General features: G+C 71.0%; 9 protein-coding genes. 5 read left to right on the forward strand and 4 right to left on the reverse strand.

Going from position 1 to position 11,088, the window contains the following annotated elements; genetic code table 11:
* Positions 1 to 253 precede the first annotated feature (253 nt).
* On the reverse strand, positions 254 to 337 hold the full coding sequence (locus GUY60_RS39995) for a putative leader peptide (RefSeq protein WP_343234701.1): 84 nt from the start codon (positions 335 to 337) through the stop codon (positions 254 to 256).
* A gap of 112 nt (positions 338 to 449) precedes the next feature.
* Here GUY60_RS39995 and GUY60_RS26310 point away from each other — a divergent pair, with 112 nt between their 5' ends.
* Positions 450 to 872, forward strand: coding sequence for a YjbQ family protein (locus GUY60_RS26310; RefSeq protein ID WP_161702114.1), 423 nt, complete (start codon positions 450 to 452; stop codon positions 870 to 872).
* Positions 873 to 1,032: 160 nt separating this feature from the next.
* Here GUY60_RS26310 and GUY60_RS26315 read toward each other — a convergent pair whose 3' ends face one another.
* From GUY60_RS26315 to GUY60_RS26325, 3 genes are read right to left on the reverse strand one after another with little or no spacing between them, the layout of a single operon-like run.
* Positions 1,033 to 1,896 carry a hypothetical protein gene (locus GUY60_RS26315; protein ID WP_161702116.1) on the reverse strand — a complete coding sequence of 288 codons (864 nt, stop codon included), beginning with the start codon at positions 1,894 to 1,896 and terminating at the stop codon, positions 1,033 to 1,035.
* Positions 1,893 to 3,761 (reverse strand): GMC family oxidoreductase, encoded by a 1,869-nt coding sequence (locus tag GUY60_RS26320; RefSeq protein WP_161702118.1) that lies wholly within the window; start codon positions 3,759 to 3,761, stop codon positions 1,893 to 1,895. The genes GUY60_RS26315 and GUY60_RS26320 overlap by 4 nt, the downstream gene beginning before the upstream one ends.
* Positions 3,758 to 4,129: a hypothetical protein gene (locus tag GUY60_RS26325; protein ID WP_188132927.1), complete on the reverse strand. Its 372-nt coding sequence runs from the start codon at positions 4,127 to 4,129 to the stop codon at positions 3,758 to 3,760. The genes GUY60_RS26320 and GUY60_RS26325 overlap by 4 nt, the downstream gene beginning before the upstream one ends.
* Positions 4,130 to 4,789: 660 nt before the next feature.
* Between GUY60_RS26325 and GUY60_RS26330 the strand changes: the two genes are divergently transcribed.
* The 4 genes from GUY60_RS26330 to GUY60_RS26345 form a co-directional block, all read left to right on the forward strand.
* Complete coding sequence (locus tag GUY60_RS26330) at positions 4,790 to 7,423, forward strand: sensor histidine kinase (protein ID WP_161702122.1); 2,634 nt, start codon at positions 4,790 to 4,792, stop codon at positions 7,421 to 7,423.
* Positions 7,420 to 7,836 (forward strand): roadblock/LC7 domain-containing protein, encoded by a 417-nt coding sequence (locus tag GUY60_RS26335; protein WP_161702124.1) that lies wholly within the window; start codon positions 7,420 to 7,422, stop codon positions 7,834 to 7,836. The genes GUY60_RS26330 and GUY60_RS26335 overlap by 4 nt, the downstream gene beginning before the upstream one ends.
* A gap of 84 nt (positions 7,837 to 7,920) precedes the next feature.
* Positions 7,921 to 9,141, forward strand: a complete 1,221-nt coding sequence (locus tag GUY60_RS26340; RefSeq protein ID WP_161702126.1) for an ABC transporter substrate-binding protein — start codon at positions 7,921 to 7,923, stop codon at positions 9,139 to 9,141.
* On the forward strand, positions 9,141 to 11,088 hold a 1,948-nt coding region (locus GUY60_RS26345), incomplete at its 3' end, for an ABC transporter permease (protein WP_161702128.1). The genes GUY60_RS26340 and GUY60_RS26345, both read left to right, overlap by 1 nt.

Below are 11,088 nucleotides of genomic sequence, written 5' to 3' on the forward strand. Positions count from 1 at the left end.
ATTCCGGAAATGTCGCCCGGAGGGGCATGGCTGATGGTCATTCGGGGGCTCCAGGAGGATGGAGGCATGACGGCATGACGGCATGCGACGTCAGGAATCAGCGTCAGGAATCAGTACGAGTACGAGTCGGCACAGCTGCGCTCAGCACACACGTGGACACAGCACACGTACGAGGTGAATGCGGAAAGTGCGGGGCACGCGCAGAACGAACGCGCTGAGCGAACGCGGTGAACGCAGTGCGGGGGAAAGGGCGTCAGCAGCCGCGACAACAGGCAGCGGAAGCCACTCGCAGCAGGTCGATGTGACCGCGCGTGGTGAGCAACGCTGAACGCAACATGCCACCGAACGTAGCGAGACGGTCCGTGTACGGTCAATCGTGTCTCACGCAGCGGACGTACGTACGGGCGCTTCAACAGGCTCTGAGGCGCCGGGTACGCGACGATGACGGCATGCCAAATGCCTTCGCCACCACCGTCCTGAACCTCACGACCGGCACCACGGAGCGGGTCGTCGACATCACCGACGACTGCGCGCGCTTCCTCCGCGTCAAGGCGGCGGGCCGCGACGGTCTCCTCAACCTCTTCGTGCCCCACGCCACCGCCGGAATCGCGGTGATCGAAACGGGCGCGGGCAGCGACGACGACCTCCTCGCGGCTCTCCACACCCTCCTCCCCGCCGACAACCGCTGGCAACACGCCCACGGCACCCCCGGCCACGGCCGCGACCACGTCCTCCCGGCACTCGTGCCTCCGCATGCGACGCTGCCGGTTCTCAACGGGGCGCTGGAGCTGGGGACTTGGCAGTCGGTGTGTCTGGTGGATACCAACAAAGACAATCCCAACCGTCAGGTGCGGTTGAGCTTCCTCGGATAGGACGCCGGCTCGGTTCGGACTGTAGGCGGCAAACGGGCAGTCCCGCCCTGCTGCGGCGCAGGAGTCAGGCCAACAACACGACCGTCAGCGGGGCGGGTCGGGGTGCCCCGCGCTGGACCCCGACCCGGACCCGCCCACCCAGCACCGCTGCGTCCTGGGGCTATTGCTCGGCCAGGTGTGGGCGCAGGTAGTAGGGGCGGTTGTGGGCGGCCACGGGAGGTGACTGGTAGGTCCAGGCCCCGGCGGCCGGGGTGTCGGGGAGCAGCGCGCGGATGTCGCGGCCCAGGTCGGTCTCCGGGGCGTGGACGGTCAGGCGGACGCGGTCGGCGAGGTCCGGGGCGCTGAGGTCGTACCAGGCGTAGGGCTGGTAGACGTTCATCGGGCCCGCGAGCGCCCGGCCCTGGGTGTCGGTGCCGTAGCCCGTGATGGGGGTGTTGTTGGCGGGGGTGGTGGTGAGGTCGTCCAACTGGACGGTGAGGGAGGCCAGTTCGGTGTCCTCGCGCTTCAGGGCGCCTTCCCGGTCGGTTTCGGCGGCCTTGCAGTGCACGGTCCAGGTGTCGCCCGCGGGGGCGTTGAGGGAGGGCAGGTCGACCTCGAACCAGCCGGGGTACTTCGGCTCCGCGTACAGCTCGCGCCCCGCTGTGATCGCGTACGGGTTGTCGCACAGGACGTGGATGCGGGCGATGCCGAGCAGTTTCGTCTGGTCCCAGCCCTGCGCGTACTGCGCGTAGGTCAGTTCGGGGACGCGGTCGGCCTCGGCGGTGGGGAAGGCGATGATGTTGAGCTCTATCTCCTGGGTGACGCCCCCGCCGAACGCGTACTGCGCGAAGTACAGCTGGTAGTTGAACGAGACCAGGGCCCGGCCGCCGAACTCGGCCGCGGTGAGGGCGGGGTGGTGCTTGGCGAGCAGGTCGCGGACCGGCTCCGCTTCGGTGAGCCAGTCGACGCCGATGTGGTGCAGCGCGCCGTAGTGAAAGGGGAGCTGGAAGGGCTCGGCGACGGGCGGCAGGGGCAACGGGCTCATGCGGGGGCTCCTGGGGTGTGCGGAGTGCTCGGAGTGCGCGGGGCGTGCGAGGTGAGAGTGGCCGGGCGGTCGCGCTCGGCGAGGTCGGCCTCGATCCGCTGCGCGCTGCGCAGGGTGAGGGCGGCCATGGTCAGGGTCGGGTTGGAGGTGGCGACGGAGGGCATGCTGCCGCAGCCCACGGCGTACAGGCCGGGGTGGTCCCAGCAGCGCTGCCAGGAGTCGACCACCGAGCCGGCCGGGGAGTCGCCCATGATGTGGGTGCCCGCGGCGTGGCCCGCGCCCCGGTAGCCGTAGGTGCGTCCGCGGTGCTCGAAGCGGCCCGGCCAGGCCGCGGCGGGGGCGTAGTCGGTGTGGTCCTCGGCGCCGAGGAGCGTGAAGATCTGGTCGGACACTGCCTTGGCGGCGGCCATGCCGTCCTTGACGTGCTCCGACAGGTCGTACGTCACCAGGGGCCGGGGCAGCCCGAGCGGATCGCGCTCGTGGGGGTGGAGGGTGACACGGTTGGCGGGGTCGGCGCCCTGCTCCATCTCGAACTGCAGGGCGAACTGGCGGCTGATCCGGTCGCCGACGGCCCGGCGCAGCTGGGCCCCGAACAGGCCCCGTTCGCGGACGAGTTCGGCCACGTCACCGTCGACCGGGCCCTTCGCCCACACCCATCCCCAGTTGCCGATCTCGATGCGGAACGGGGCGCGCAGGCGGCGCCCGGCCCCGGCGCGGAACCCCTCGAAACCGGAGGTGGAGCCCGGCCCGCGGTAGGGACCCACCCGCTGTGGCAGCAGGCCCCAGGTCAGCAGCACCGGGTGGTCCATGAGGTTGCGGCCGACCTGCCCGCTGCGGGTGCCGAGGCCGGACAGGAGCAGCAGGCGGGCGTTCTCCACGGTGTGCGCGGCGAGGACGACGACGTCGGCGTGGACGCGGGTCGCCACACCGTCGTACGAGAGGTACTCAACGCCCGCGGCCCGCCCCGTTCCGTCGGTCAGGACGCGGCTCACCACCGCCCGGTCCCTGAGCGCGACCGAAGGCCCCCACTGTCCCTGCGCCTTGAGCGGGGTGTACTTCGCGTACGAGGGGCAGTGCGGGATGCACGACGCGTTGCCCACGCACCGGTTGCCCGGGTCCTCCCGCCCGTGCTCGCCGCGTGGGACGTAGCCGCGCCCACCGTCGTACTCCGGGTTGGGGACGCCGTTGCGGGCGTGCGGGGTGCCGACCACGCGCAGCGCGACCGAGTCAAGGGAGACCGGGTCCTTGACGTGCCGCCCGTCCAGCTGAGCCGCGAGGAGCCGGTCCAGGTGGCTGGCGGGCAGGGCCTGCATGGGGAAGGCGTAATCGTCGGGCAGGGGAAGCCCCGCGTGGGCGCGCTGCTCCGCGGCGTCGCCCGACACCCCCAACTCGCCCTCGGCCGCCCGGTAGTACGGCTCCAGGTCGGCGTAGTCGAGCGGCCAGCGGCGCCCGTACCCGAAGGACTCGGTGTCGAAGTCCTCCGGCAGCATGCGGGGCGCGAGCCCCGTCCACACATTGCCGGTGCCGCCGTTGACCCGTACGTAGCCGCTGGCGTACGGGAGCGGGCCGTTCTGCGGCAGATGGCCCGCTGTGCGGAAGCCCGGACCCGGTGCGGCGTCCGTGCCGGTGAGGTCGGTGACCTCGGGCCAGGGGACGGCGGGCTGTGGCCGGTAGGCGGAGCCCGGCACCTTCGCCGACGCCGAGAAGTACGTGGCGAGCGCGTCCCGGTTGCCCTGGTCCGGGTCGGCGGCGCGCGCCCCGGCCTCCAGGACCAGCACACGGCGCCCCTGGTCCCCGAGGTGCCGCGCGATCAGCGACCCCGCTATCCCGGCGCCGACGACGATCACGTCGTACCGCGGTGTCACGATGCGCTCTCTCCGGCCGGAGCATGGCCCCAACTGCCGTACCCGGCAGGCGCGGTGGCGGGCGCCGCGAGCCCCGCCGCCGTCCAGGCCAGGCCCCGCGCGTAGGCGTGCGGCGAGACCACGAAGGGCGGCGGGCCGGGCCAACTGCCCGTGTACCACAGCTGGGTCACCGCGCGGGCGGCGTCGAGGAGACCGTCGTCCCAGTCGTCCCAGTCACCCTGGACGTTCCGCCGGCCGCGCGGTTGTCCTGCCTCCTGGAGCAGGCGCTCGAACCGGGCCGGGCCGAGTTGCTCGATGGCCACGGTCCGGTACCGCTCCACCAGGCCGGTCGACCATAACGCCTCGCTGTTGAACCCGGTCAACTCCATTGAGGCCGCTATGAATTCGGCTGTTTCCGTGTTCTCTTCTGTTGTCCGCACGCAGGCAACCGTGCCCTCCGAGGGCTCGGATCATGCCGGTGCCTGTGATCTCGCGGGATCGGTGCCACGGCCACAGTGCGGCCTGGCGCGGTCGGACTCCGCCATCGGTGCCGAAGGTAGGTTGCACTAACGGCGGTTGCCGGATGGCTTCCACCACCAATCGCCAGCGAGCGGCTTCTGATCTGGCGCGCCCGGCAGGTGAGGGACCTGCTTCACCGATGCCGAGGTGCGGGCGGCGATCCAGCGACGCCTCTAGCACTGCGTGACGTTGCCCGTCGAGATAGGTGGCGGTGGCCACAGCTCAGGCCAGGATCGTCGTCCTGCGGGTGGCCGCTCCGTACCCCGCGTGCTCGAAACGGGGACCTCGCGCGGAGGGGTTTGGTGATCATTGTCCAGGAAAGTGTTGATCAATTACGATCGCAATGTGACGCAGATCACGCCTCTGATCAGGTCTTTTCTCGAACGGGGCGGTCCTCCGCTCCCGTGGGCGACCTAGCATCGACACGCGCTGCACGGGGGATACGGCCAACTCGCCTACAACATAGGTGTGTTGGCTCTCTGCGCTGCCGCACCCTTAGAACTTCCAACTGCAGTTCAGGTGTCGCTTTGATGTCATTACCCCTGCTCCGACCAAGCAAGGGGCTCGGCGGAGGTGCCCGCACCGCCAGGATCTCGCATCGCCTGATCCTGCTGGTGGCGGTGCCGCTCGTCGTAGCTGTCGCCTTCGCCGGACGGGCCCTGGCCCCGTCGACCGGACAGGCCGTCCAGGCCGTCCGACTCGAGGCGGCGATCGAAGTAGCCCAAGCGGCCAGTGATCTGACGTACCGATTGCAGCGCGAACGCGCGGAAGGTTCGGTGCAGGTCACCTCTGCGCAGAGGTCCGGAGAGCGGTTCGGGAGGCTCGCGCGGGCCACCGACGAGAGCGTCGCCCGCTACCGGGAGAAGCGCGCGGAGCTCTCTTCCATGCCGTCCGCCACGAACGCGACGCTGCAAAGGATCGACAAGTCTCTGGACCGGATCGCGTCGCTGCGCGCCCAGGTGCGCTCCGGTGCCGGTTCCTTGTCCTTCGTGGCGTTCGGTTACCGCATCGCCATCGCCGACCTCGTTTCCTTCCGCGACAGCATCGCGCAGGCCGACGGGGTGAACGCGGAGGTGGCCGACCATATCCGAGCCGCCGCCGCGCTGTCGGAGGCGGCCGAGCACGTCGCCCAGCAGGAGGTCGCCGTCGTACGGGCGCTCTCCGACGGCGGTTTCACGCCCGCCTCGCTCCAGACGTTCGAGGCGACCCGGCTCGGTTACACGGATGCGTACGAGACCGTCACCGCAGTCGGGCCTGAACAGTGGCGCACCTGGATGGAACGCACGCTGTCCGGGCCGAGAGCGACGGCGGCCGAGAAACTCGCCGCCGAAGCGGCTCGCAGCGCCGCGGGGGAGCGGCTGGCCATCAGCCGCACTGCCTGGACCGACGCCATGGCCGACCGGCAGGAACTGTTGCGGTCGGTGGTGCTTCGGGCGGATGCCGACCTGCTCGACACCGTCACCGAGGAACGCACCCGCCTCACCTGGTGGGCGGTGTCCGAACTGGCCTTGGTCGTCCTGATGTTGGTGGCCGTCCTGCTCATCGCCGTACGACTCGGCCGCGACCTGATCCGCAGGCTCCGGGACCTGCGTGACGCCGCGCACGAAGTGGCGCACAAGCGCCTGCCCGAGGAGGTGCACAAGCTCGCCCAGCTCGGCTCCGCGGGCCGGGCGACGCCCGACGAGATCGCCCAGCGGGCGGGCACGCCCTTGGCGAACCTCGCCGACGATGAGATGGGCGAGGTGGGACAGGCGTTCAACTCCGTGCACTACGTGGCAGTCCGGCTCGCGGGCGAGCAGGCCCAGTCCCGCGACCGGTTCGCGGAGACCCTGGTGACCGTGGCCCGGCGCGGCGCACGCCTCAACTCGGCTCTGACCGCGCAGCTGAACAGGGTGCAGCGCGACGAGTTGGACCCCAAGCGGATGGAGACCCTGTTCGCGCTCGACCACCTGGCCATCCGTATGGAGCACAACGCCAACAACCTTCTCGTCCTCGGCGGTGTCGGGGGCGGCAAAGTCCGCCCCGCCGATGCGCCCTGCACCTCCGTGATCTACGCCGCGGCCCAGCAGATCGAGCATTACGGCAGGGTGAGCCTCGGTCACGTCGATCCGGCGATCGCCATTGCCGCACGTGTCGTCGACGACATCGCGCACATGCTCGCCGAACTCCTCGACAACGCCGCACGGTTCTCGCCGCCCGACACCCAAGTCGGCGTGGCTGCCTGGAGCCTGCGCGACCGGGCCGTGCTCCAGATAGTCGACGAGGGCATCGGCATGCCGGACGCGCGCCGTACGGCACTCAACGGCGAGCTCGCCTCCCCGCAGGCCGACATCGGCGCCGTACACACCATGGGCCTGCAGGTCGTGGGACGGATCGCGGCCCGGCACGGCATCGTGGTCGAACTGCGTGAGTCCTCCGGGCCCGGAACCATCGTCGAGGTGGCGCTCCCGAAGGAACTGCTCGCCGAACCCGACACGGACACCCTGGCGCCCGTGCCGCCGCCGCACGGCGCCGTTGGTCCGGTGGTCGCGCGGGACCACACCGGCCCGAACGAGAACCACACCGGGCCGAACGAGGGTGAAGCGGGCCAGCCCGAGATTGCCCGCTCGCACGACGAGGAGAGCGGTGCCCTCGAACCCGCCGGAAGGCCGCAGCCCGCGATCCCGGTGCGGCCGCAGGGCAGCGGTGGCCACCTGACCACGGCCCTCCGCCCTCGCCCCGCGGAGTACGCAGAGGATTCAGAACCTGCGGATCGCGCGGAGCGCGCGGAACAGGGCGCGACGGCGCCGTCTCGACCCGGTGTCGGTACGACCGGGCGTGCACCGGGCAGTGCCGTCCCCGTGGAGAGCAGGATCGCCGGGGTGAGCGCCTCCGGTCTGCCCATCCGCAAGCGGGCCGCACCCGGCGGTCCGACGCCGCCCACACCAGTTCGCCCGGCGGCGGGAGAGCAGGACGCGGCGACACGTGCCCGCAAGGTGCCGCGCCGCCGGGACTCCCGCCAGGTCTCCGACGTCTTCTCGGCCTACGCCCAAGGCATCAGCCGTAGCACACGTCGGAGTTCCCCCGACCGCAAAGCCGACGCCGGCGGTACCACCGGCACGCAGACCACCGGCACGCAAACCGCCGGTTCGCCCGACGACAGCACACAAGGGAGCACGCGATGACCCAACCCGAACCTGCCGGTTCCCTTGACTGGCTGCTCACCGACTTCGCCCGCCGAGTCCCCGAAGTCACGCACGCTCTCGCGGTCTCCGTCGACGGACTCGCCCTGGCCTTCACGGGCCTCGACCAGGACGACGCCGACCGTCTCGCCGCCATCGCCTCGGGACTGGTCAACCTGATGTCCGGCGCGGCGCAGTTGCTGCGGACCGACCCGGTGGAGCACAGCCTCACCGCGATGGACGGCGGTTACCTCTTCGCGATGGCGGTCTCGAGCGGCGCCTCCCTCGTCGTCGTCACCACCCGCGAGGCCGACATCGGCGAAGTCAGCTATTCCATGGCGGAGTTGATCGACCAGGTCGGTGGCGCCCTGTCCCCGCAGATCCGCGACGCAGGCAGTCCGGAGCACGCCCACTGATCCGCCGAGAACCGAGCCCGCCCGTCCACGACCCTGTCCACGACGCCCTCCATACCGCTCGTACCACCCCTTGGAGTCCCTGTCATGAACAACGTCCTCACAGTCCGTCGCTCCGGCCGGCACAGAAAGCGCGCGGGCGGTGCCGCACTGCTGGCCCTCGCGATGACCGCGGTCGCGGGCTGCAGTGGCAGCGCGGCCTCCGGCGGTGACGACGACACCCTCAAGGTCGGCGTCCTTGTGCCGTTGTCGGGCACGTACGAGGCGATCGGCAAGGACATGCGCGACGGCTTCCAGCTCTACCTGGACACGCACGGCAACAAGCTCGGCGGGCGCAAGGTGGAACTGACTCAGGCCGACGAGGGCGACGGGGCGCCGACCGCGGTGCCCGCCGCCACCAAGCTCATCAAGAAGGACAACGTCGACGTGATAGCCGGCGTCGGCGGCGGTGGCTCCTTCGCCGCCGTCCAGCCCCTTGTCACCAAGAACAAGGTGCCCCTGCTCGCCATCGGCGGCCGTCCCACCAAGACCGACGTGAAGTGGATCTGGACCACGAGCTTCCTCTCCGAGGAGCCGGGCGAGGCCATCGCCCAGCACATCAAGGACGAGGTGGACGGCCCCGTCTACGCGATAGGCCCTGACTACCAGGGCGGTTACGACGAGATGCGCGGCTTCACCGAGGCCTTCGCCAAGGCCGACGGCAAGCTCGCCAACCCGGACGGCAAGACCAAGTGGACGCCGTTCCCCAAGACCACCAACTTCACCCCGTACTTCAACGACATCGCCAAGACCGACGCCAAGGCGGTCTACTGCTTCTACGCCGGCAAGGCCGCGATCGACTTCGTGAAGCAGTACAAGCAGTCCGACGTGGCCGACCTGCCGCTGTACTCGCCCGGCTTCCTCACCGAGGGCGGCACACTGCCCGCCCAGGGCGCGGCGGCCAAGGACATCTACTCCGTGCTCAACTACGCGGCCGACATCGACAACGAGGCCAACCGCTCGTTCGCCGCCGACTGGACCGCCAGGCACGACCTGCCGCCCACCACCTACGCGATGTCCGCGTACGACGCCGCCGCGGTGATCGACAAGGCCGTCGCGGACCTTGCCAAGGACGGCAAGGAGATCACGTCCCAGAGCATCAACGAGGCCGTCGGCGACCTCGGGCGGATCGACAGCCCGCGCGGCTCCTGGGAGTTCAGCAAGACCACCCACTCGCCCGTGCAGAAGTGGTACCTGCGCCAAGTGAAGCGCGACGGCGAACAGTTGGCGAACGTCGTCGTCCAGGACCTGGCGACGCTCGGCAGCTGATGGAGCTCCTCGACGCTCAGCTGGTCCCCGCGGTCGACGGGGTCGCCTACGGTCTGCTGCTGTTCGTGGTGTCCGCCGGACTGAGCCTGGCGTTCGGCACCGCGGGTGTGCTGAACCTCGCGCACGGCACGCTGTACGCGATCGGCGCCGCCACGGGCGCCGAACTGAGCGACGGCACCTGGGGCGGGCTGCTGCTCGGCCTGCTCGCGGGAACGGCGGCGGCGGGCGGAGCGGGGGCGCTCCTCGCCGTCGCCGCCGAACCTCTCGCCCGACGCGGCCATCTCGCCCAGGCGCTGCTGACCTTCGGGCTCGCCCTGATCGGCGGCAACCTGCTCACCGCTGTCTTCGGCTCCGACGAACTGCCGGTACGGGTACCGGGGGCCCTCGACACCTCGGTGTCCCTGCTCGGACACAGGTACCCGGCGTACCGCCTGGTGTTCATCGTGATGGCCGTGCTGCTCGCCGCCTTCGGCACCTGGGTGCTCACCCGCACCCGCGCGGGCGCGGCGGTACGCGCCGCCGCCGATGACCCGCAGATGCTCGCGGCGACCGGCATCAGCCCCCGCCTCGTGCACACCGGTGTGCTCATGGCGGCCGGCGCCCTTGCCGGTGCGGCCGGCGTGCTCGGGGCGCCGATCATCGGGCCGGGCCCCAGTACCGCGGAGAACGTGCTGATGCTCTCTCTCGTGGTCGTCGTCCTCGGCGGCCTTCGCTCACTGTGGGGCACCTTTCTCGCGGCGATCGCGGTCGGCGAGGTGCAGACACTGGGCGTCTCGCTCGCCCCCGACCTGGCGCCCTACCTCCTCATGGCCGCGATGGCGGGTGCACTGATCCTGCGTCCGCAGCGCGCGGCCGCGGCACCGGAGCCGACGCACCCCGAGCAGACGCCCGCACGCCGGACACCCTCAGCGGCGACCAAGGCGACCAAGGCGACCAAGGCGACCAAGGCGACCAAGGCGACCAAGGACCGGTCCGGGGCCTCCCTGTCACGAATCCTGGACCGCACGCCCACACCCGTGCGTCGGCTCACACCCCTGGCGCTGCTGCTCGCCCTGCTCGCGGCCGCGCCCTGGATCGTGGACGCCTACACCCTCTCGTTGGCCGGCTACGCCCTCGCCCTCGGCCTGGTCGCCGTCAGCTCCACCGTCCTGACGGGCTACGCGGGCCTTCCGGTGCTCGGCCAGACGGCGCCCTTCGCCGTCGGCGCGTACGTCACCGCGATCGCCGCCGACGAGGGCTTCGCGACCGTGGGCCCGGTACAACTCGCCCTGGCCGGCGCCGCCGCGGCACTTTTCGCACTGATCACGGGACCCGCGGTGATCCGGGCCAGGGGCGTCACCGTCCTGATGATCACCCTCGCGATCGGCGAGCTGACGCGCACCGCCGTCGCTCAGATGACGTCCGTCACCGGCGGCACCGACGGCTTCTTCGGCTTCCCCGCGACCCGTCCGCTGTGGGGTGCCGAGGCCCTGAGCGACGAAGTCGGCACGTACCACTACGTGCTCACCGCAGCCGCCGCCGTCCTCATCACCACTGTGCTCGTACTCCGAAGCCGGGCAGGGCAGTTGCTCACCGGCGCCCGCAGCGCCGAGGCGCGCATGCGCGCGAGCGGCCACCCGGTCTCCCGCTATCTGCTGCTCGCCTACATCGGCGGCGGCGCCCTCGCGGGCGTCGGCGGTTCCTTGCTCGTGGTCGCGCAGCAGTACGTGTCGCCCGCGGACGTCGGCTTCGAGATCGCCGCCCTGGCGATGCTCGCCGCCGTGATCGGCGGCACCACCTCCGTCGCGGGCACCCTGCTCGGCGTCGCACTGATCGTCGGCACTCGCGACTGGCTGGCCGGCGCCTGGCCCGGGCACGGTCCGCTGCTCCTCGGCGTGCTCTTCGTCCTGTCCGTGTACGTGCTGCCGCGCGGCCTTGCCGGCATCCGGATGCCGGGTGTGACCGCTC

The sequence above is a fragment of the Streptomyces boluensis genome, assembly GCF_009908195.1.
Classification (GTDB): domain Bacteria; phylum Actinomycetota; class Actinomycetes; order Streptomycetales; family Streptomycetaceae; genus Streptomyces; species Streptomyces boluensis.

Bases quoted from the DNA above. Each gene is read 5' to 3' on its own strand.
- GUY60_RS39995 (WP_343234701.1), bottom strand. From the start codon at position 337: ATGTTGCGTTCAGCGTTGCTCACCACGCGCGGTCACATCGACCTGCTG.
- GUY60_RS26310 (WP_161702114.1), top strand. From the start codon at position 450: ATGCCAAATGCCTTCGCCACCACCGTCCTGAACCTCACGACCGGCACC.
- GUY60_RS26315 (WP_161702116.1), bottom strand. From the start codon at position 1,896: ATGAGCCCGTTGCCCCTGCCGCCCGTCGCCGAGCCCTTCCAGCTCCCC.
- GUY60_RS26325 (WP_188132927.1), bottom strand. From the start codon at position 4,129: ATGGAGTTGACCGGGTTCAACAGCGAGGCGTTATGGTCGACCGGCCTG.
- GUY60_RS26330 (WP_161702122.1), top strand. From the start codon at position 4,790: ATGTCATTACCCCTGCTCCGACCAAGCAAGGGGCTCGGCGGAGGTGCC.
- GUY60_RS26335 (WP_161702124.1), top strand. From the start codon at position 7,420: ATGACCCAACCCGAACCTGCCGGTTCCCTTGACTGGCTGCTCACCGAC.
- GUY60_RS26340 (WP_161702126.1), top strand. From the start codon at position 7,921: ATGAACAACGTCCTCACAGTCCGTCGCTCCGGCCGGCACAGAAAGCGC.